The organism is Paraburkholderia phymatum (genome assembly GCF_038900715.1).
Taxonomy (GTDB): domain Bacteria; phylum Pseudomonadota; class Gammaproteobacteria; order Burkholderiales; family Burkholderiaceae; genus Paraburkholderia; species Paraburkholderia phymatum_A.
Map to the genome: position 1 here is coordinate 102,554 of NZ_JAYMRZ010000020.1, position 20,866 is coordinate 123,419.

General features: G+C 60.9%; 24 protein-coding genes and 1 tRNA gene. 13 read left to right on the forward strand and 12 right to left on the reverse strand.

The genetic code is table 11. The features are described 5' to 3' along the window. The first annotated feature begins 3 nt into the window (after positions 1-3). The 9 genes from VSR68_RS30455 to VSR68_RS30495 all read left to right on the forward strand — a co-directional run bounded on the left by VSR68_RS30455 (position 4) and on the right by VSR68_RS30495 (position 7,704). Entirely contained in the window at positions 4-1,404 is a 1,401-nt protein-coding gene (locus VSR68_RS30455; protein WP_342943390.1) for a hypothetical protein, read from the forward strand. A 717-nt stretch (positions 1,405-2,121) separates the two neighbouring features. After that, positions 2,122-2,883 (forward strand): hypothetical protein, encoded by a 762-nt coding sequence (locus VSR68_RS30460; protein ID WP_342943391.1) that lies wholly within the window; start codon positions 2,122-2,124, stop codon positions 2,881-2,883. Between the two features lie 26 nt (positions 2,884-2,909). Continuing rightward, on the forward strand, positions 2,910-3,194 hold the full coding sequence (locus tag VSR68_RS30465; protein ID WP_342943392.1) for a hypothetical protein: 285 nt from the start codon (positions 2,910-2,912) through the stop codon (positions 3,192-3,194). A gap of 29 nt (positions 3,195-3,223) precedes the next feature. After that, on the forward strand, positions 3,224-3,940 hold the full coding sequence (locus VSR68_RS30470; RefSeq protein WP_342943393.1) for a phage integrase family protein: 717 nt from the start codon (positions 3,224-3,226) through the stop codon (positions 3,938-3,940). Continuing rightward, on the forward strand, positions 3,915-4,484 hold the full coding sequence (locus tag VSR68_RS30475; RefSeq protein WP_342943394.1) for a tyrosine-type recombinase/integrase: 570 nt from the start codon (positions 3,915-3,917) through the stop codon (positions 4,482-4,484). Before VSR68_RS30470 ends, VSR68_RS30475 begins: the two co-directional genes overlap by 26 nt. 111 nt (positions 4,485-4,595) lie before the next feature. Continuing rightward, entirely contained in the window at positions 4,596-5,204 is a 609-nt protein-coding gene (locus VSR68_RS30480; RefSeq protein WP_342943395.1) for a DarT ssDNA thymidine ADP-ribosyltransferase family protein, read from the forward strand. A 7-nt stretch (positions 5,205-5,211) separates the two neighbouring features. Continuing rightward, positions 5,212-5,904: a DarT1-associated NADAR antitoxin family protein gene (locus tag VSR68_RS30485; RefSeq protein ID WP_428983621.1), complete on the forward strand. Its 693-nt coding sequence runs from the start codon at positions 5,212-5,214 to the stop codon at positions 5,902-5,904. Positions 5,905-6,304: 400 nt separating this feature from the next. Continuing rightward, a complete protein-coding gene (locus tag VSR68_RS30490) occupies positions 6,305-6,844 on the forward strand; it encodes a hypothetical protein (protein ID WP_342943397.1) in 540 nt (179 codons plus the stop codon). Continuing rightward, the gene (locus tag VSR68_RS30495) at positions 6,841-7,704 is read left to right on the forward strand and encodes a Kiwa anti-phage protein KwaB-like domain-containing protein (RefSeq protein WP_342943398.1); all 864 of its coding nucleotides are present in this window, start codon (positions 6,841-6,843) and stop codon (positions 7,702-7,704) included. Before VSR68_RS30490 ends, VSR68_RS30495 begins: the two co-directional genes overlap by 4 nt. A 509-nt stretch (positions 7,705-8,213) precedes the next feature. Here VSR68_RS30495 and VSR68_RS30500 read toward each other — a convergent pair. Next, entirely contained in the window at positions 8,214-8,561 is a 348-nt protein-coding gene (locus VSR68_RS30500) for a hypothetical protein (RefSeq protein WP_342943399.1), read from the reverse strand. Between the two features lie 12 nt (positions 8,562-8,573). Then, positions 8,574-9,284: a hypothetical protein gene (locus tag VSR68_RS30505; RefSeq protein WP_342943400.1), complete on the reverse strand. Its 711-nt coding sequence runs from the start codon at positions 9,282-9,284 to the stop codon at positions 8,574-8,576. Positions 9,285-10,562: 1,278 nt separating this feature from the next. Here VSR68_RS30505 and VSR68_RS30510 point away from each other — a divergent pair. Continuing rightward, positions 10,563-10,775, forward strand: a complete 213-nt coding sequence (locus VSR68_RS30510; RefSeq protein WP_342943401.1) for a hypothetical protein — start codon at positions 10,563-10,565, stop codon at positions 10,773-10,775. Positions 10,776-10,991: 216 nt separating this feature from the next. Next, on the forward strand, positions 10,992-12,764 hold the full coding sequence (locus VSR68_RS30515) for a conjugal transfer protein TraC (protein WP_342943402.1): 1,773 nt from the start codon (positions 10,992-10,994) through the stop codon (positions 12,762-12,764). A gap of 50 nt (positions 12,765-12,814) precedes the next feature. On the opposite strand, the gene VSR68_RS30520 is transcribed toward VSR68_RS30515, so the two are convergent. After that, positions 12,815-13,501, reverse strand: coding sequence for an SOS response-associated peptidase (locus VSR68_RS30520; RefSeq protein ID WP_342943403.1), 687 nt, complete (start codon positions 13,499-13,501; stop codon positions 12,815-12,817). 541 nt (positions 13,502-14,042) lie between these two features. Beyond that, positions 14,043-14,813 (reverse strand): pyrroline-5-carboxylate reductase, encoded by a 771-nt coding sequence (locus tag VSR68_RS30525; protein ID WP_342943404.1) that lies wholly within the window; start codon positions 14,811-14,813, stop codon positions 14,043-14,045. A 505-nt stretch (positions 14,814-15,318) separates the two neighbouring features. Between VSR68_RS30525 and VSR68_RS30530 the strand changes: the two genes are divergently transcribed. Then, a complete protein-coding gene (locus VSR68_RS30530; protein ID WP_342943405.1) occupies positions 15,319-15,540 on the forward strand; it encodes a hypothetical protein in 222 nt (73 codons plus the stop codon). 370 nt (positions 15,541-15,910) lie between these two features. On the opposite strand, the gene VSR68_RS30535 is transcribed toward VSR68_RS30530, so the two are convergent. The 7 genes from VSR68_RS30535 to VSR68_RS42930 form a co-directional block, all read right to left on the reverse strand. Then, the gene (locus VSR68_RS30535) at positions 15,911-16,222 is read right to left on the reverse strand and encodes a hypothetical protein (protein ID WP_342943406.1); all 312 of its coding nucleotides are present in this window, start codon (positions 16,220-16,222) and stop codon (positions 15,911-15,913) included. Positions 16,223-16,316: 94 nt separating this feature from the next. Further along, a complete protein-coding gene (locus VSR68_RS30540) occupies positions 16,317-16,517 on the reverse strand; it encodes a hypothetical protein (protein WP_342943407.1) in 201 nt (66 codons plus the stop codon). A 45-nt stretch (positions 16,518-16,562) separates the two neighbouring features. Next, positions 16,563-17,363, reverse strand: coding sequence for a DUF3560 domain-containing protein (locus tag VSR68_RS30545; RefSeq protein ID WP_342943408.1), 801 nt, complete (start codon positions 17,361-17,363; stop codon positions 16,563-16,565). A 57-nt stretch (positions 17,364-17,420) separates the two neighbouring features. Further along, positions 17,421-17,579 (reverse strand): hypothetical protein, encoded by a 159-nt coding sequence (locus VSR68_RS30550; RefSeq protein ID WP_342943409.1) that lies wholly within the window; start codon positions 17,577-17,579, stop codon positions 17,421-17,423. A gap of 16 nt (positions 17,580-17,595) precedes the next feature. Beyond that, positions 17,596-17,727 carry a hypothetical protein gene (locus VSR68_RS30555; RefSeq protein WP_342943410.1) on the reverse strand — a complete coding sequence of 44 codons (132 nt, stop codon included), beginning with the start codon at positions 17,725-17,727 and terminating at the stop codon, positions 17,596-17,598. A gap of 609 nt (positions 17,728-18,336) precedes the next feature. Next, on the reverse strand, positions 18,337-18,567 hold the full coding sequence (locus VSR68_RS30560; protein ID WP_342943411.1) for a hypothetical protein: 231 nt from the start codon (positions 18,565-18,567) through the stop codon (positions 18,337-18,339). Positions 18,568-18,766: 199 nt separating this feature from the next. Then, positions 18,767-19,354 carry an AlpA family phage regulatory protein gene (locus VSR68_RS42930; protein WP_428983622.1) on the reverse strand — a complete coding sequence of 196 codons (588 nt, stop codon included), beginning with the start codon at positions 19,352-19,354 and terminating at the stop codon, positions 18,767-18,769. Positions 19,355-19,565: 211 nt separating this feature from the next. On the opposite strand from VSR68_RS42930, the gene VSR68_RS30575 reads away from it, so the two are divergent. Then, entirely contained in the window at positions 19,566-20,687 is a 1,122-nt protein-coding gene (locus tag VSR68_RS30575) for a site-specific integrase (RefSeq protein ID WP_342943412.1), read from the forward strand. Between the two features lie 86 nt (positions 20,688-20,773). Here VSR68_RS30575 and VSR68_RS30580 read toward each other — a convergent pair. Beyond that, positions 20,774-20,849: transfer RNA gene (locus VSR68_RS30580), tRNA-Ala, on the reverse strand. Positions 20,850-20,866 lie beyond the last annotated feature (17 nt).

Genomic DNA, 20,866 nt, shown 5'->3' on the forward strand with positions numbered 1-20,866 from the left:
GTAATGATCGAAATATCGGAGCTTCCGGGCAATGTGTCCCGTATCGACAAAATCTGGCTTGACCGTGACGGAACCGCACCGAAAGAATCCCGGACCGCACGTGCGGCTCGCCGATTGCAAATCGTCGTCGGCGCCGATGTTGCAATTTCCCATGCAAAGCAGGTGGCACTGCTTACGGTGGCAAATCTCGCCGTAAAGTGCTTTGCTGCTCCCGTGCAGGTTATCGCGCCGCAAAGCGTGTGGGCGGCACCCACACTCGTGCGCGTCAGCTTGCAGCCGACGCTGGGGAAGGCGCTCGAGGAACTCGGTGGACAGCGTCACCTTGCAGGCGTAGATCCTGACCGGGTTCACATCCTGCTGGGTGATGCGGACCCGCGAAGGCTTTCGCTACGCATTACCTTTGATGGCTGGAGAGTGAGTGTCGGACCTGCGGCGCAAGTCGCGCGGCTTCCTGAGCGTCCATGGTGTGCGCTGGCGCCGCTTGCCGCCGCAGCCGTCGCGGTGGGCGAGGTGTTTGCTTCGTTCGCTCGTATTAGCGTAGCGGCTGCACGCCGCGCCATCAGCTTTTCGTTGTGGCGACCGGACTTGCCGTGTGATTCGTCCGACTCGATTGGAGCCGCCATCGACGAAGCCCCGGTGGAGCTTTCCTGCTTCGGGTTAGGTCACCTCGGCCAAGCCTATCTTTGGGCACTGGCATGTCTGCCGTTTTCTACCACCAAAGGCTCAAGAATCTATCTATGCGACGATGATCTGGTCGAATCTCCGAATCTGGAAACGGGCGCTCTATTGAATAGCGACATGCTCGCACACCCCAAGACCCGTGTGGTGTCGGAATGGCTTGAGAAGCGCGGATTCGATACCCGGCTGATTGAGCGTTTCGTAGATGGGAATTATCGTCGAACTTATCGTGAGCCCGTGATTGCGCTGTCGGGATTCGACGATAACGGGGCGCGTCAGTGGTTAGCCCAGGCAGGCTTTCCGTTGATCTTCGATTCGGGCTTGGGAGGCGAGGTCGGAACCTTCGACTCTGTTGCTGTGCAATCGTGGCCGAACCGACGGCCTGCGGCCGATTTGTGGCCACTCGAGCACGCGCAGGCGCGCCAGGAAAGGGAAGATCGAGCGCGTCGTCGGGCGGAGGGGAACGAGGGCTACGACGCGCTTGCGCTGGATGAATGCGGTCGCGTTCTGGTCGCGGGCAAGTCAGTCGCGGTTCCGTTCGTCGGCGCTGTGTCATCTGCTTTTGTGCTAGCGGAGATGCTGCGCACGCTTAACGCTGGCCCCGTCTTCTATGACGCGAGGTTTCGGGTATGCGCGCTTTCCGAACGCGCCCTCACCGCGTCGCTACGTACCGGGCAGGCAGAACCCGTGAGCGGCATTCATTGCCAGCAACTCGCTTGTTCCTGAGATCCCCGGAGATCAGCCAGACTGACTGACTTTATCAACGGAAGCTCCGTGGCCGAGACACAGCCTCTTGTCGGACGCATACATATGGCGACGTCTATGGCCGTCACAAGAGCTGCGCATCCTGGTGACTGGCATCTTGGGTGCACACTCGAATTCGATGCTTAGGATAACTGCCTTTTCCCACACGGATCGTCGTTCGAGTGTAGTTGCGCCGCCGGATTTCGGCGCGACTAAATGCAGCTCTGATCGGGCTTTTCAAGCCTGATAACGAAATCGATCGCACTGAACCGTGCAGGATCGGATCGATGCGGCCGCAGGCTACTTCCCGGCCTCGGGCCGGAACTTCGTGGGGTCATCAATGCCGCTAACTCTCCTTAGCGGCATTGCGTTTAATTAAAATAATACCGGAAAATCGGATCGCGCCTCGGCTTTGATAGGGGTTTACCCTCATTTTTGCGAATACGCACCGGCCATTCGCGTCGCGTCCCAGTAAATACGCAGCGCCGAAGGGAAAAAGGGCGACGCAGATCACGCTTGCTGTTTGTCATCTCGATCCCGTCCGCAACTGCGTATCGAGGACGAGACGATCGCGAAGTGGCACCGCGGGCCCTGTGGCTCGTGGCTCGTGGCTCGTGGCTCGTGGCTCTGGTACTGCTGCTGTGGCCCACGGCGCCCCTTCGCACCCTCAACCTGGACTCGCCCCCTCGGGAGCGGGATTTGAATCAACCCGACGGCAGGCGCTCCATGTTCGACCTCTCGACGATACCGATTAAGTCCATTGCGAGCGCACTGATCGCAATCGGGACGGCGTGGAAAGGCGTGATTAGCTGGCGCCGGCGTCGCAATACTGCAGCGAGCGACAGCAAGCGCCGGGCACTCACGAACGCCGAACAGCTCGAGGCCTACGCGCGCGTCGTCTGGGACTTGATCGTCAGCAACCATCAGGGCTGGCTCATGAGCGCGCCGACCAGATCAGGTTATCGGTACGAGTTCGAACTTCCGGCCCTAGCCGATGGCCTCTCGACCGGGGACGGCGCCGGCGATGTGCGGCTCGAAGCAACGTGGCGCGGTCTACAGCAGTTGGTCGGCGACGCCAACCGTCACGTCGACGAGGTGTATTTCTCCGACTTCGGCGGTCCGGAGGAAGCGCTTGCGGTATTAGAGCGGCGGGCCTATCCGGTGGCCGACCGAGCGCTCGCCCTAGCGCGGCGGTACCGGCGGCAATTCGTTCTGCCGCCTCGTGAGTTGGGCAAGCGTGAGCGCGACATCGCGCAGGACATTCGCGACGAGGCGATCGTCAAGAGCGGCCGGCCCAGTGTGCTGAATTTGCCGGCGCGCATCCGGTACTCACTCGCCGTAAGGCGGTGCTCCCAGGACACGCCGCAGCTACCGATCTATCGTTCGCGCTGGAGGGCACTCAAGCGCCGTCTGAAGCGCAGTCTGCGCCGCGCGTCCACGACATCCCGAGAAGAACAATAAACGCACTCTCTCACTTATAGACGACGATGACCCTCACAAAAAGCATCGCGATCGCGCTGGCGCTCGGCGGACTGACTTGTGGCCTGTTGGCGGCCTGGTTTTGGGAGCGCACCACGCGCGTGCGGGTCGATCCACTGGAGGGTGACCCGTACGCGGTCATGCCGGTCGACGGGGATCTGTCGAACCAGTGGTGGTGGACGGCGCAGTTTCGCGCCGATCAGGAAATCGCCCGCCTGAACACCCTCGCGGCACGGTGGACGGCCACTGCGGTCGTGCTCGGTACCTTCTCGTCCGTGGTGGGACTCTTCTAGCCATGGCGAACCGACCGCAGCAGCTCGAGTTGCCGGCACCGCGCACCTACAGCCGCACGGAGTTCACGGCGCTGCGTGCGCGCGTGAAAGGGCTGTCGATCGCGACCATTGCGCGCGCCTATTTCGATTCGGAGGCGACGGAGCCGCCGCTCGATGTCGAGCGGCTGCTGCGCACGATGCGCGACGACTTGGTCGCGCTCGCGCTGCGCGAAGGCTCGTCGGTGCTCGTCTCGCAACTGCAGGCGTCAATCGCGAAACACGGCGAGGCGCGCCTCACGCCGGTGACGCTTCAGCTGATCGAGGAGGCGGCCGACCAGTGGGCCGCGGCGCAGCCGGCGGCCGAGCACTCGCTTGCGCGCTGGTTCCGGCCGCTCATCGCCGAACGGCTCGTAGGCGAAGGCCTGCGTACCATTGGCGAGCTCGTCGCGTTCATTGAGCGCCGAGGCGGCAGCTGGTGGCGTTCCGTCCCGCGCATTGGAGTCGGGCGCGCACGCGTGCTGGTGGCCTGGCTGCGCCGGCACGCGAGCACCATCGGCCACACGGTCGACGCCGACGTCACGCTCGCCGATCCGCTTGCGCCGCCGGCGACGAGTGCCACGTTCACGGTCACAACCGGCGCCGCGCACCTCGCACCGCTCGAGCGCCTCGCGGTGCCCGCCGCACTCTCCGGCGCGCGCGGCGCGGACCGCTCACCGGGGTTTGCCTACGTGCGTGCGGCGCATGACCTGGACGCGGTGCGCCTATAAGCGCGAGCTCGAGCGCCTGATGCTCTGGTGCGTGGCCGAGCGCGGCGTCGCGCCCTCGTCGATGACAGTCGAAGACGCTGGACCCGACCCCTCGGGGGCGGAATTTGAATCAACCCGACGGCAGGCGCTGCATGTTCGACCTCTCGACGATACCGATCCTCTTTGCGCCGCGGGTGGTGCCGCCCATGCCGCGGGTGCGCGCGAAGTTCGGCATCGAGAACGAGGACGGCGCGCCCGTCGCGACGCGCGGCTATTCGGTGCGCGGGGCGCGCGGCTTGACGCGCTGGGCAATCGATCAGCTGCTCGAGGCACTGCCCGAGCTGCCGGAAGCGGAGCGCCGCAAGCTGATGCGCACGTCACCGCACGCGTTCGCCACACCGTCGCCACACAGATGCTCGCAAGCGGCACCGCGCTCGAAGTCGTGCAACAGACGCTGGGTCACGCGTCGCTCGGCACGACGTCGATTTACATCTCACGGGAAGCGACTCGCCTGCGCCGTGAAGCGGCCAAATACCACGCGCGGCTCATGCAGTTCGAGCGGTAGCTCGGGCGAGCCGGGCGGACCACCGCCAGGCGCTGCTGGCGCAGACAATCTCGCGCGGATATGATTGAACGACTCGCGGGGGGCGCGAGCAAAAAAACGAGAGAGACCATCATGCAGAACTTCGTGACACAACGGGGCATCCGCAACTTGTTGCATTTCACACGCTTGAACAACCTTCCGTCGATTCTTCAGCATGGGATTATTCCCCGCAGTGTGTTGACCGACCGCCATCTCCAGTTCGAATTTAACGACGCATATCGTTACGACGGTCATCTTCACGCGACTTGCTTTACGATCGGCTGGCCCAACTACAAGATGTTTTGGCCACTGCGCTGCGACAACCCCGGTGTCGAATGGGCAGTGATCGAATGCGCGCCGGCGATCCTCTGGGAGAAGCCATGCGTATTTTCCGCAGAAAATGCGGCCAGCAATGCAGCGCGGCAAATTGATGCGGCGCTGCGCACCGGAGTGCCGGGCATCACGGCGATGTATGCTGAGGTGCTTGGCAAGCCGACTCGGGCTGACATGCGCTTGCCGACGGACTATCCGACGAATCCGCAGGCTGAAGTGCTCGTCTGCGACGTGGTCGAGCCAACCTATTTTCGGCGTATACACATCGAGGATGCAGCCGCGCGCACGCTGTACGCCGGCACCTACCCGGGAATGCGCTTCGACACAGGCTGGGAAGGTCCTCGCATGGACTATCCACATTGGAGGTAAAAGGACTGTGGCTGTCCGATCAGTATTCATCCCTACCTCGGATCACATTGGCGTACGTGTGATACCGGTGGAATTCACGTGGTTTCCCGGTATGGCGGTGTCTCAGGCGCAACGTTCGATCGCGTCTTTGCATCACGAAGCCGCGAAGGCGGGCCTGCACGACTTGCTGGAAATCTCGAGCAAATCCGCGAACAAGGTGGGGGTCGCGCTCAGTGCGTTCAACCTGACGTTCACGACAAGAAAGTACAACCGAACCTTTTCGGTCGAAATGGCCTTCCAGGCCAGCAAGGTCTTCGAACGAGGCGGCCCCTACAAGGATCTCCTTGAGGCGGATTCACGCACGGCAAAACGCGATGAACGATTGAAGACGTCCGGGCGGTTGCTCAGGTTCGTGTTCCTGCAACAGGAATTCCCGCTACGGCCGGCCACCTATTTCTACGACTGGCTGTACATCAATGCGTTAGCCAAGAACCGCGAGCTGTGGGATGCCGTGACGGGCGCCGGTGGCTTCACCGACATCGTGTTCAATCCGGAGAAGTCGGTGAACTGCCAAGCGTTCTCGGCAGCGCTGTTTGCGAGTCTCAAGCAGGCCGGCAGACTCGAGGAAGCGCTGGAGTCGACCGACTCTTTCTTGGACATCACGCGCAGTGCGTACCGCCTTCGCGAACAGGAAAATTCGGACGGCACGTTGTTCGGATAAACCGAAGGAAGAACAGGTATGCCGTTCCGCAAGATGTCGATAGACGAGGTACGTAGCCACGTTCGCCGACCGGTCGAAACGTTGGAGCGTTGGCTCCGACGCCTGATTGCCGCCTCGCTATCCGCGCGAGGCGGTTGCACGCGCGCTTCGCGGATAGCCCGAAGATGCAAGCAGGAGTAACTGTCAGCGAGAGTTCCTTCTGTCTTCCTATGAAGTTGTGCACCATTCGCCGAGCATTGAAATGCGCGTTTGAAATCGCAACCGATGGCAGACGGCCGGAGCACCGGCTGTGGAGCCCCGCGCGCTGCACCGAATCCGGTATGAACGCTGCACGTGGTAGCCGCGTTGCGCGCAGTTAACGCTCCCTACCCCCGGTAGCGCTTAAAGGAGCTTTTGCAGAATGTTGAACCGAGTGGTGCGCATACTTCTCGCACTCACCGCCATCGCGCCGTTGTCCATCTCATTGGCGTTTCTTTTCGCGAAGGCGCACAGATACCTTTGGGCGCTGGCGGCGCTTGCTGGATGTTTGGCCCTCGGCGGACTCGCTCGCTGGATCATCGCCCAAGCCGGCGCACGCCTGGAAGTCCTGCCCATCAATATTGTCAAAGCGCGAAGCGCTGACAAGGAAGTGATCGGCTTTTTCATCGCCTATGCACTACCACTCATCCTCCGAGGGCAGGCGACGCCAGACCTGGAAGCGTGGCTGTTTGCGGCCGGCATGCTGTTGTTCGTCTTGTGGGGCACTCATACTCTGCAAGTAAACCCCGTGCTGGGCGTGATGGGCTACCACTTCTACGAAGTCGATACCAAAGGCGGCATCACTTTTCTGATGATCACTCGTCGAAAAATCACTAACATTCTCTCGGTCGAGCGCGTCGTTCAGCTCAGCGAGTATGGAATACTGGAAGCCAACCAAAAACAACGAGGGCCGACCAAATGAATCTTTTTGCGCTGACGACCATTCCGGGCGCACGAATCCTTCGCTTTCCGCTCACGGCCGATCTTCAAGCGCAGCTACAAGGCCTGTTTGAGGACCAGCTCAATTTGTTCGAGGTCAATGTGGCTGAGATCATCCCATTTGACGGACGCTATACTCCGGAAGAGGGCGAACTCCTTCGTCTCGATGACTTCCAGGACGTCGACGGGTTGACTGCAGCCGCGGAAAACCCGCTCGACGTGGAGCTGTTCGATCCCACTGAGCACCCGCTCGACGCCGTTAAAGCACTCTTCACGGGCTTCGAGCGAAACAATGCGACGGCGGTATTGATCCAGTATTTCGAGCGGCGACGGCTCATCGCGAATAAAGGCATCGCGATGTTCTTCTCTGGCAACACCTTCCACCGAATGAGCGACTCGGGTCTGACTTTCGACAATCGCCTGCTCGCTGTCCTTGAAGGAGGATCACTTAAATTCCAGAGCTTTCATTTTTTGAGCCGGGTTTTCGATCTGTCCGAGTTCTATCGCGAAGCAACGAACGACGAGGTCGAGGCGTTCGCCACGCACGAGAAAATGGCCGTGGCCGACCTTCAGAATTTTCTGGCCTCCGCTGGACCGCTCATCCGTAAAAAGATTTCACTCATAAGTCAGTCCGGCATCCTGGAGCAGCACACAACAGAGCAGCTTGTCGCCGTCGCGCAGATCTTCAACGTGCCGATGAATGTTAACGAGCATGGACGCATAATCTTACCCACTAACAAGACGGAACTTCGACAGATCCTTCGCTTCTTGGACGAGGATTATTACGAATCACCCTTGTCGCAAAGTCGCTTTGTTTCCAACTCCAAGCGAAGGGCGGATTAACGATGACTGCGGCCTCCGATAATTCGCCGCTTACGGCTGGCGGTCGAGCTACCGCAAGGCGCCGCGCCCGACCGCGTGCATTGGAATGGAAACGACCGGTGGTCGAGCAGATGTTGAATGGGTGCCTCAGTCGCACGACCTTAGACAGCGCAAATAGCGACTTGCTCGTGAACAGGTAATCCCCTCCGTCACAGGCGGACGAAAAGCAACCGTTGCACAACTTGCAACAGGAGGCCTTCGGTCAAAGCGCTTAGCAAGCTCACTCCCGTCGCCTACACGGCGACGGTGGGGAGCCTCGCTAGATGCCTTTCGATTATCTCGGCCGGCGCATTGATTGCGCTAACTGTTGGGTTGCCGTTCACGAGTTGGCGCGAAACGCATGAAATGTACCAAAGCACAAGATTCTGACGGCACCCTATCTGGGCCGCAACCCAACCGCGCCCCAAGGGAAGTGAGCTTCTGGTGAAAAATCTGTCTGGCCCGAGGACGCGGAGACGTCCGACGGCAAGTCACGGAGGGCTGACCTCACTTTCCATCGCTGCGAGATGCACCTTGCGCTGCTCCACGACCCGGCGGATGACGCGCTCCATAAGCGCCGGATCCGCGGCGCATACATCGATCATGGCACTGATCAGCTCGGGCAGGTCCAGCACCGGCCGGAATGCTGGATAAGCTCTCATCTGTTTCTTCGCGTGCCGGAAACTCTCAGCGAACACCAGCACGGCTTTCATACCCGGTGTCGGTTCCTTCTTCTTTGGCACGACCTTGCGAACGCCGAACGCCTCCGACGCGTCATCACCGCGCCATTCATCGGCCGTGAACGTCACCACTTCCGGCAGCTTCTGAACCTCGCTCATCTGTCACCTCGGTCAGTTGTCGTGGCACGACCGAGCGGCGAGCCAGTCGTCCAGCGTGAAATTTTCGTCGGCCATGCGTCGCACGTAGGGCAGGGCACCCGGCAAGGGCAGCGCCTCGACCTTGCGGCCCGAACGTTCCCACTCCGCCGACAGGAACGCCACGAGCTTGCCAACCTGATACCGGGTTGTATGAAATCCCGGCGTCTGGTACAGCGATCGCACCAGGCCGGCGACAAGATCGTCCGCGCGCCTGGAGCGCACGGTTGAGCGGATCTGGAAACGCCACTGCCGCTCCGTCTCGGTCGTCATCCGCCAGGTCAGCCGGACACCACCCCCGGCCGCCTTCGAGTGAGGAAGTTTTAGCAGCTCGTAACCGGAAACGTGTACACGCTCTCCCTGTGCAAGTGCGTCCTTCAGTTTTTCGAGCGTGTGTGCGGCGTGCTCACCGTCGGTGACCATCAGAAACCAGTGCAACGAATCGCCGCGCTCAAGATCAGCGAGCATCAGTCGGGCGTTGGCCTTGCCCAGCCCCTTCCGGTAAGCGCGCTGGTTCATGTTCAGGAACACCTCGTAACGTTCCTGAAACTTCTCGCACAGCGCCCGCGCGCGCTCCGCGCTGACCATGCCCGATGCGTGATGCCGGTAGCCGTGCCTGACAAGGTCAAGCAGCCGCTGCATCAACAATGTCTTGTAGCGGATGACCTGGAGTTCGACTTCTTTCATATATGCATCTGGAATCGATCCAATTATGCAAACTGAATATTGCGTAGGAGTCCATTCATTGATAATGCAGAGCCTTTATGCATAAGGCTTTCCAGTTATCCGGCATGCTTCGCATTCCCGGATAATTATAAGAGATTCCGCACGCGAAGCGTGCTTTCTTCACACGTTCCAACTACACTAAATTCGCTGATCGCCACAAGCGACCCTGGCACGCAAGCATCACTCTGCGTCGCCCGGGCCGCCACAAGCGGACAGCGACGCAGCACGAGGGCAACCAACCCTTTGCAGTACCAGGTTGCCCGAAGTGGTGTATCGCGCAAGCGATTACACGGATCAGGGGCAGCCACCACCGCAGTAGTCCGGGGGCTGACCACCCCTGGATTCCATCACTTCACGCGAGCCGCAAGGCTCAAGGCGCGGCTACCAACCGTGCCGAGTGTGCTGAAGTCGTATGCGCGTAATGGCGCTGGTACGACTACGACGAGCGCTGGACGGTGTAACTCCGTCCTTCGACTCAATCCCCGCGCAGCATGGGGAAGAGGTTGGGCGACACGGAAACGGGCATGGCGAGGAAATGCGCTATTGCCCTGTGTAACGTGAAAACGGGAGACAGTTCGCGCTGTCGTTAGCACCGTCCAGGGGCTGCGGGAAACCGTAGAACCTGTGCCACACACGTAGGCTGCTGAGGCGTTCCGAAAGGGCGCAGACGTGCAAGGGGAAACCTGGCGCACGTGGCACCTGCCGGCGAAAGCTGGTGGGGTCGCTGCATAGCTTAAGCGTGTAAATGCGTCCGCAGAGGTCGCTATGTGGTGGGGCATCAAGCCTGTCTGAAGACGAAGCCGTAGACGGCACAACAGGTAAGCGAGCCGCTTTGGAATCTCGGGCCGCTGAAAACCCAATGGGCGAGAGGGAACACCTCACTGTTGTTGCTTGAGGCGCAGGCGTGGTGCTCTGGCGTGCAGTTCGGCGTCAGTAGCGTTGCACTAACGTGGGAATCCCTAAGGCCAATACCGGGCTGGTAACCCGATGGCTATGGGAGGGAGAGTGGATCAGTAGGGCCGCACGGCGCAAGCCGTGCAGCTGTCCGTCGCGATTCGTCTGAAGCGCGGACAGCAGGCGAAAGCCTGTCCGAAAGTTCACGGCACACGTAAGCGTGAAGATGCGGGGTGGTTCCCGCAGTGGAGTGTTGGAACGGGCGCGGCTGGTACCCGCGCCCGTCTCGGGATTGGTCTCCCGAGGTGTCCAACGTGTAATTAACCCTTGAAAAAGGAGCTTGTCGTGGAAGCAAAACGCAGTGCATTTACCGGCCGTTTCGGCCGAAGTCAACCCGGCCGCAGTCAGGCCGATGTGGTCAACAAGTCGCGTACTTCGGTCCGCGCAAGTCAACCCGGCAGCAGTCAGGCCGGTGGTCAGAACGGTCCCCTGTGGACCGGTGGCAAGCAGGAAAACGGCGCTACCGCGTCGTCTTTTCTGTGGCAAGCCGGGGTTTGAAACCGGTACGTCAACCGACAAACAGGCCAAAAGCCTGCGTCAGTAGCGTCAAGGTTGAAGGTGTGGGAAGCCTTCAATTGTGTCCGGTCGCAGACCGTATCTGCCCGGCAGGGCGGTGCGCCTTTTTAGGCAATCCGTCCGTGCTTCGGCACGCGCCGGCCCACAACCGGAGAGACGAAAGTCTCTCCGGTTCCTCCTCAATTCTTGGAGAACGCTGTGTCGTTGCCTAACGCTTTTGCCTTCCAGTCAGCGCAATCGGCCCTGCTTTCCGGGGTGGGGAATGCGCTGCAATGGGCTAGCCCGTGGTATTGGATCGTGCTGGCGATTCCGCTTTTCATGGTGTCGGTGCTGCATCCGGTGCCGTGGCGACTGCCGTCGAACGATGCATCATTCCACGACTGGATAGCGTTCATCGGCAGGCGGGCTTCGGTATTCTTGCTTTACGTCTGGCTGCTCCTTGTACCGCTGATCGCGTTCGTGGTGTATATCGCCGCGTCGGGATTGCCGCTGGCGACAGCCGCCACGAGCTTCGGTGCGGAGCTGCGCGCGCAGTTCGGCCAGTACTGGCCGGTCATTCTCACGGCGGCCCTGTATGGCGCGGCGCTGCGGTTCCTGTGGGACCGCTACGCTGCGCCAAGGCTGTCGGCCTGGTGGCGTTCGATGCGCGTCACGCAGAAAACCGACAGGCTGGTCGACGCACGCGAGGAGGTCGCAACACTGAAAGCGAAAGCGTTTCAGCCGGAAAAATACTTTGCCGAAGGCCGGATTTTCTACGGGCTGGACGAACACAATCAGCCGATCTATTTCGACCTCAAGGAGTATTTCACGACGCATCACGCGATTCTTGGTCCGACCGCTTACGGCAAGGGCATCTTGCTGCAGAGCGTTTTCAAACAGTGCATTCGCTTCGGCTTCGGCATTTTCTATATCGATCCGAAGGGTGATGACTGGCTACCCTACCTGCTGCAAAACGAAGCGAAAGAGACGGGGCGGCGGTTTGTGTATCTCGACCTCAACCCTGGTGGCAAGGGGGTATGGCATCCGTTTCTCGGCGGCGACTTCCGGCAGCGACGCACGCGCATCGTGCGCGCTTTTAACCTCGAATCGCACGGCACCGATGCGGATGTCTACAAGGCAAAAGAGCGCGCCTTGCTCGATGACGCGCTGGAAAACACGGACGGCACAATAAAGGCGCTGTTGGCCTATGTGAAGGATCACGGCAATGCGGGCGACCGCGATCTGTCCACGCTCCGGGACTCGCTGCGAGAGTGGTCGCGCGTCGAAACTTTCGCTCAACCCGCCAGGCGCAAGGGACATTCGATCGAAGCGTGCCTGATGAATAACGCTGTCGTTTACGTGCGCGGCGATCTCGCTGATCCGGTGGTGAAGGCAGCAACCAAGGCTTATATTTCCGAGCTGACCGCCGAAATCAAACGTCTGCTACCGAAGCGTCCGGCTCATGTCTCGGTGGGTATTGACGAGCTGAAATTCCTCGCGTGTGCGGAAATCAACGACGCATTGGCGACGATCCGGCAGAACCGCTGCAATCTGCTGCTTGCCGCCCAGTCGATCGCCAACCTCGAAGCGCCGGATGATAAGCGCCTTGATGGCAAGGCGCTGGCCCGAGAATTTGAAGTCAATACACCGATCAAGTTTGTCTATCGCGCCGCTGATGAACGCACGGCGGAATGGGCCGAAAAGCTGTCCGCAGGCCGATGGCTGAACGTTGTTCAACGCGAATCAACGAAGATCAATCTTCATGGCGGCGAACAGTGGGATGGCCATCGCATGATCGGCAAACAGGAACAACCGGTCATCTCGCAAAGCACACTCCTGAGCCTGCCGGCGCGGATCGCCATCGCATACATGCCGGGTCGTATTGCCGGAAAACTGTATACAAGCCCCACGCAGATTGACCGTAGCTTTGCATCGTGGGAGGCCGGTCCGACTGGCGCCGAACAGGCGGTCGAGGCTACGCCGACGCCGTAATAGAGAAACTTACGATCGACCAGACGGATCGCCGAGCACCGCGAGTATCGTCACAAAAGCTGCCTTTGATCGTCCTCTGTCACAGCAAGCTTTGGCTTTCGCGGCGGCAGAGGAAACGGCTCCGCGTGCATCGCCTCAGCGGGATAGAGTTGAAGGAACGAGCGAGCTTCGTCGGTCGATTTGCACGATAGCCAGTCAGCGTATCCGGTCGGCGGAACAATCACGACCGAGCGCTTTTCGTCGCCTGGTTTGTGAAAACGCTTCATGAGCGGGTGCGCATCGGAGTTGACTGTGAGCATCGTGAACGCGAGCGACAATGATCCGTCGGCTTCTTTCCATTGACGCCAGAGACCCGCAATCGCCAGCGGGTCGCCGTTTGCCATCCCGATCTTCCATCGCACTGCCTTGCCCGTCTCATAGTTCGGCTCGAAAAACGCGCGACACGGAAGCAGGCAGAGTTGCAGATTCTTCCAGGCACCGCTGAAGCTGCGCTTGTCTGCCACCGACTCAGCGCGAGCGTTCATCGTATCGAATAACTTCACACCGGGCGGAATATGGCGTCGAGGCACGATGCCAAATGACGCGGGCACCGTCTCAAACGCCTCGCCGCCGCGCCGGAAGATCGGCGCGAAATAGTCCTTGTAGATCTCGGGCTTGTAGTCGAAATCAGGTCGCGGAAACAGGCTGAACGTATCCCAGCGAGCGTCGTTCGGATTGGCTTCGTAGCTCGTGCACATGGTGGCCTCCTGGCGCGGAAAAAGCGCCGCGTAGCATAGTACTCTCACGAAGCGAGATTTCCGCTGCCACCGCGGAAGCCGAGACCATCGAAGAGGTCAGCGCCAATATCCCTCGTTCAAGTCCAAAATCGTCGACATCCAAACTCGGCTTCAACGGTGGAATCTACGGAAGATCGATCGCGCACTATTTGCCTTCCACAAACTCAATTCGGAGATTTTCGGAAATCTCAGCAGGAGCGCTCGTCCGCGCGCATGCCCGAGTCATCCTATTCGCGACTGAAGGTATAGGTTTGGCGTTTGGCGAACCCGGCCTCACGATGCCCTTGCAACATCGAACGGCTTTCGTCAACCTTTGATCGGCAGTTTGCGACCCGTTGCCGACGTTCGTCCTGCGTTACCCCCGCTGTCTCTTCCTGGATGCAAAAGAGCCATTGGAGTGGCCGCGCTTTCGATGAATCGAACGACCTAAGCTGATCGACCACTGCCTGTCCGCGACTGTCCTCCCGGAATTCGGTGAAGAACCTTTGTCGCACCAGGACTGCTATGCCCGATCTTGAACGCGAGCGAACACTCGATCGAGCGCATCGCCATAGTGCCTGTAGGCGCCAAGGGAAGAAAGCTCCGAATGCAGCTGTTCATTTAGACCGCCCGGCGTCATGAGATACTCAATCATCTCCGCAAACGACTGCTCGGTTTGAGTCGTTTCGTGTGCCAGACCAACACAGTACCCCGACAGAAAAGCGCGTGCCGCACCATATGGGAGCCCTTGCTGAGTTAGCCACGATGCTTGGTGTTCGAGCACTGCGTAGGAGCTGGCCATCGTCGCCGTTACGGCGTGTAGCGCGTCGAACTGGTGTTCGCTTTCGACCTCAACCGTCTCGCCAAGCGCAGAGAACAGGGATTTGGCGACTCCATCTGGCGGATAAATCGCGGTGCATCCTTTGCCATCCGCGACCGCCGGCAACGGTATTGCGCGAGCAAGCTTGCTCGCCGGGCAAACGAGCCGATTCAATTTCTCGATCGATGTCCCGGGAACGAAGGTGATGACCTGGTGCCGCGATTCGAAATGAAGCTCGCGCAACACATCAGCGACAATTTGCGGCACGACGGCAACACACACAATCTCGGACGAGTCGAGCACTTCCTGATTGCTCGCACACACTTCAACGCGCGCATCGAGTGCAGCAAGTTCCGCTGCCATTTCAGCGTTACGCGGCGACAGCGCTATCCGATCGAATGACAAGCTGGAACGGACGAGGCCGGTAACGACAGCTTTCGTGATGACGCCGGTTCCGATAAATCCAAGACGCACTTGGGTCCTCTCGAGGTTAAAGATGACGCATACACTGCTGAGTCCGCTACGAAGTGTTCCAGCGCATTGCGCAGACCACCGACGCAAAGATCCGAGCGGCTTCCCAAACGTGTTTAGGATATCGCCCCGAGTGAATCCTAGCGGCAAAGAAATAAGCGTCGTGCAACATTAAACGGCCTTATGCTCGAAACAAGCGCTGTTTGTGTGCGTACTCTGGGTTGACTGGTCGGTCTCCGCCCGAAGCAGACACACAACCGACGGATGTAGGGCGCATGCAAGTGTCCGGAATTGGCCGATCCCTGCCGGACGTGTCAACAACCGATGCTCTCACCGGAGCGAGGCCTCGGCGTGCATCGTCTTTTGCGACCACATGTTGGTACTGTTGTCGGCTCCTGATTTGACGCCCGCACTACCCGCATGTGCGCTGGTCTCAGCAGGCCAGCGGCGGGTAGCAGTCACATATGAGCAGTACAATTCTGGGTCTGGATACAGGAGGGTACAAGCCATGAACGCGGTCCAAGACTACCGGGATTGGAAGCTGGACATCGAGCCGGTTGCCGCCGCGGGGATGTACACGGCCAAAGCCACGATCTCGCGAACGAGTACGGATGCGGACGACGGATACTTCAGTTACACGTTCAAGAATCTCGGCGTCTCGGACACACCCGAGGGCGCGATCCAGTGGGCTGCTGAGTGGCTGCGTGGGTGGATAGACGACAACGCGTAAACCGGTGCGTGGCCGGCCCTTCAGACCGAACTCGACGAGCGGCATCAGGCGAACCGGAACGTCGCGCTGATGCGCCGCAGTGTATGCCGGCACACAGAGATCGTGGAACAGCTGCGCAACCAGGGGCGTGATACGCGGGCGTCGAGTGGCAGCTGGCCACGATGCAAAACACCGTGGCCGTCGCCTGCGAACATCCCACCCTCGTTGCGGGCCTGGTCGCGTAGCTCCGGCAACAACGCACCGGAACTGTCACTGGGTGCAGACGCCAGGCTAGCCGGGCATTAGGGATGACGCATGAATGTCCGGAAGTGGCTGCTTACTACCGCTCGTGATTTCCTGACACCAATCGCGTCACGATCGGCGCTCTGACCTACAGCTCACTTTCACCTGTGACTACGTCTGAACCCTCCACCTTCACACAACCCAGCTCGCGCGGGCCTGCAAGTCGCGCGCGGAACCGCGCGCCGGCGGGCTTGTGCAGCATGTCGCGCCTGACGCACTCGATAGCGCGCCCGGACGTGCGCGCGCACGCGTAGAACGTACGGCTGTAGGTCGGATGCTTCTCCGGGCCGGCGGTCACGTCGATCGCCCATTTCTTGAACTCCTTGTCGGCCCAATACGCGATGGCGTCGGCCTCATCCTGAAAGACGAAACGCTGCTGGGGTGCGCGCACGCTGGCCACGCACGTGCATTCCGATTCGTATTCGCCGCACGCGGGGCAGCGGTTTGCGACATGGTCCCCGTCGAAGTCCGGTCTGGTCGTCATGGCTTCGTCCTCAGAGCTTGTCGGCGAACGCCTGATTGGCGCTCTCGAGGTCGGCGAGGATCGCGCGCAGCTCGGCCGCGCTGTAGTAGCCCCGCATTGATACCGAGTAGCCGCCGTCCTCGCGAATAAGCGGCGTGTCGCCCGACAGAATTTCAAAGCCGAGATCCGGCCGCGCTGCGTGAATCTCTGCGATGGTGATATTCGATTTCATCGTCGTTGCCTCGATGGCGGCCCGCCGAAGCGGGCCGGAACTGGATCACTCGCTCGTCATCAGCTCGTCAAGCTGCGGCCGGAGCCACTTCGCCGTCGTGATGGCGTTCGGCGTGAGCTTGCGCACGTAGGCCGACTTGCCGGCCGGCGATCGCGTCGGGCTGAACACGAAGGCGTTGCGCTTCATCAGGTCGCGCACGGCCTTGTCGGGCCTGGCGTCGAACAGGAACACAGCACGGTTGTCCTCCATGTCCTCCCTGTACGTGTAGCCCCGGCCTTCTTCCTCGCGGTCGGTACGCCCGGCCATCTTTTCGAGCGCGGCGATGCGCTCGCGCACGCGGCGAATGTTCGCGCTGCTGTTGGTCAGCTCGTACGAAGCAAAGCCGGCGCGGCCTCGCCAATCAGGCAGGAACAGCTTGTCGATGGCGTCGGCCGTGTAGCCCATGCGCGCGAGGCCGGCGCGGTCTTCGCGGCGAATCAGCGCGTTCGTGCGCTTCATCCGCTCGTGCCGTTCCTCCATGTCCGCGAGCTTCGCTCGCAGCTTGTCGAGCGCTTCCGGGTCATCGCCCGAAATGCCGCCCTTGCCGACGGCTGCCGCCCGGCGGTCCAGCTCGGCCGCCTGATCGTGCAGCGCGAATGCCCTCCGGAATGTCGCGTGTACTCGCGCTCGATAGCGGCGGTCGCGGCCCTCGGAGTGGTGGCCGACGAGGATCGGCTGACCAGGCGGGATAGCCGATGACATCGTTTTGGCGCGGGTGTAGTGCATGCTCGAGGCCGACCGGGCGCGCTCGGCGCTCGCCTCGAGGCGGGCGCGGCGTGCTTGCTGCTTTGCTTTGTACCTGTTCACGATCCATCTCCTGTCAGGTGCGGGCAGGCCCTCGCCGGCCCGCCCTCGGGTTGCGGGTTACTCGCCGATCTTTCGCAGCTGCTCGAAGTAGAAGCGCGACGCCTTCGCCAGCTCCATCATTCGGGCGTGGGCGCTGCCGTTCTTGCGCAGGTTCTTCGCAAGCGCGAGGCTCGCGGTATGGTTGGTGCGGTGGTAAGTGCTGAGCCTGGGTGGCATGTCGGGCACTCCCCGATCAGCACCACACGACGCGGCCGTAATCGACCGTGCGGCGGTAGTAGTTCCGGCCATCCCAGGGCGTGAACGTGTATTCCACATATGCGCAAGTTAGGACTACGATCCAATGATGCAGCGTGAGCGGTTGCATATCGACCTCCATGAAAAGGGGTGGGGTTACTGCTGACCGGGGCCGAAGATTCCGAGTCCCGGCGTAATCGGGCCGGTGAGGCTGTGGGACTCGACCGTCTCGATGCCGCCGTTGCCGTGAGTTCGTCGTCCCGCGACGGGGGTAGCCGGCCCGGTGCGGCCGTCAAGGGTGAAACCGGAGGCCGCAGCCCGCGCAGCGCAGCGAGCAGGAACGGGCGAGGATTTCAGCGCGAAGCGCGGCCCTTGATGGGCGTGCCGGGTTGGCTATGGTCGCGGTGGTGGACGACGAACTCACGGCAATGCGTGAGGGCGTGTATCGGAGCCGAGCTGGTCGCCGCGCGGCGAGCGCCTACGTGCGGCCGGATGGCCGCACCTGGATATGGGGTTGCGTTAAGGGGTGGAAGCCCGAAAGGGCGAGGCTCGGAACGAGGCTCGACGCGCGCGCGAAAGCCCGACCCGCGCGTGCCGGGGAACGCCCCGAAGTGAACTTCGTAGTTACGACGCTACCGGGTCGATTTAGGGGAACATACAGTCGCCGTGCCCGATGCGCACGGGACGCCCTCGATTTGCCCACGCGAAGCCCTCGTTTTGCACACGCCTCGCGCGCCCCCTATATCGCCATGCAAAGCGAAGCCACCAGCAGCCCGAAAAGCATCAGCAGCGGGATGGCGACGAGCAGGCAGACGGTCACCAGCGCGAACGCTTTCATCGCAATCGCGAAGTCGGGAAACCGGAACTCCGGGACCGGCTCAACCGGGATCTGTCTGAGGCGGGGGCGCGGATGTTGAGGCTCTGACCGGTCGGCAAGGCGTTTCGGGTAACGCGCGGTAAGCCTGGACATGTCAGCCTCCCTTGGATCCGTTTCTGTTTACCAGGATGGGGCGGGTTTACGTCGCTGGTGACGTTGATCTGACCGGACCACAATTAAATGGAAGCGCCGCTTCACGTCCATGCGCTTCTCTCTTGCAGAGGTTACCTGTCGCCCGCCGTCTAACGGCGGGTTTTTTTCGTCCGGCGCAAAGGAGCGCGCCAGCGCACCATTAGACGTCCCGGCCAGCCGCCTGATAGCCGGCTGGCGATGCCAGAAAGGCCTCAATGTCGGCAACGCGCCATCCCACAGAACGCGCTCCGAGGTGCACCGGTTCTGGAAACGTTCCCGCCTTGATGCGCTGATAGATGGTTGACCGCGACAACCCTGTCTCACGCTCGACCTCTGAACGACGCATGATCGCGTTAGGCGATCGTCGGACTGGTTCCGGTCTGGTTTCTGCCGTCGCAGCGGGTGGTGGTGGCTTGTGCGGCGGCTCGGCTTGGACAAACGCCCGGCGGCCGGCCATCAGGCCGAGATCGATCAGCATGGCGGCAAGCCGGTCACTGGCGGCACGCCATTGCGCGAATGCTTCGCAGTAGCGGGCTAGCGATTCCCCATCGACAAGGTCCAGCACTCCTGCGTCAGACAACTGCCTGGCGACTGCGGGCCAATGCGCCAGTGCCGTGGGGGAGAGCCGTGCGAGCCATTTCGCACCATCAGCATGGAAATCGGTGTGCGCTCCTCGCGTTCCGTGAAATTGGACAGACGCTTGCCCAAGCCTTCGTTCGCTCATATCAGGCCCCCTTGCCTTCCCCATGCAAAAATACAGTCTAGGAGCGCGGTGATGGGCGCAATGTTTCGGTGGGTGGCGCCCTTGCGGAGGGATCAAGGAACGGCGAAGGAGCAACGCCAAAATGATGAAAACTGGCCCAAATGGGCCGGTCCTAAAAATACGTGGTGGGTGCCAGGATCAAACTCCAGACCTTCGCCCAGATAAAATTGATCTCATACACAGCAGCAGATTCGCGATGGCGACTATTACCGAACGAGGACCTTATCAGTGGCGTGCCCAGGTGCGGCGACGCGGCCATCCAGTGCAAAGCAAGACCTTTGAGACGAAGGCAGAAGCCGAAGCCTGGGCCAGGATGATCGAGTCAGAGATGGCGTGGGGCGCATGGGTCAGCCGCGACAAGGCGAAGGCCGTGACGCTCCATGAGGCTCTGCGGCGCTATGAGGCGGAAATCTCACAAGGAAAGAAAGGCTCGGTCCAGGAGGCGTCCGTCCTCAAGGTCTGGACGGGTATCCCCCTGGCCAAGCGATCCCTTGCTTCGATCCGCAGCGTGGATGTAGCCAAGCTCAGAGACGAATGGCTGAAAGACTACAAGCCCGCCACTGTGCTGCGGCGACTGGCCGTGTTGTCGCACGTGTTCAGCGTGGCCCGTAAGGAGTGGGGAATGGACAGCCTTCCGAACCCCGTGGAACTGTTGCGTAAGCCGCAGCCGGACAACGCCCGTACCCGACGCCTGGTTGCGGATTCGGCCTGCGAGACAACTAAAGAGGATCGCAACGCCGATAGACGCGCCTACGACGGTGAACTCGACCGAGTCGCAGCAGCCAGCGAATCCGCACTTTTGCCGTCCATTGTCTGGCTGGCGGTCGAAACCGCGATGCGTCGCGGCGAAATCGTGGCGTTGCGATGGGAGCATGTGGACCTGCAGCACAGGGTGGCGCATCTACCAGCGACAAAAAACGGCACCGCCCGTGACGTACCCCTTTCCTCCCGTGCCGTTACCGTCCTCCAATCCCTGAAAGACAGCGCTGGCGCAAGGAAGCCTGCCAAAGGCGCCAGACTGGAACCGAACGGCCCCATTTTTGGCATCCGGAGCGATGCGGTAACCCGGGCGTTCGAGCGGGCGGTGGTCCGTGCGCGGAAGCTCTACGAAGATGAATGCCGGAAGGCGCAAGGGACGCCAGACACGCGGTTTCTCGTCGATCTCCGATTTCAGGACCTGCGCCACGAGGCGGTTTCACGGCTGGCATCGATCTTCACGCTGCACGAGCTGACGAAAATCACGGGCCACAAGGATCCGCGCATGCTGATGCGCTACTACGAGCCAAGGGCAGAGGACCTTGCGAAGAGACTTTTGTGAGGCGGCAGGATAAGTGCGGATCGACCGAGGCCGAAAGATTCCGCAAACAAAAAGGGCCTAGCCATCGGCTAAGCCCTTGATTCTATTGGTGGAGAGGAGGAGGATCGAACTCCCGACCTTCGCATTGCGAACGCGACGCTCTCCCAGCTGAGCTACCCCCCCAACGAGCGAAAGTTTAT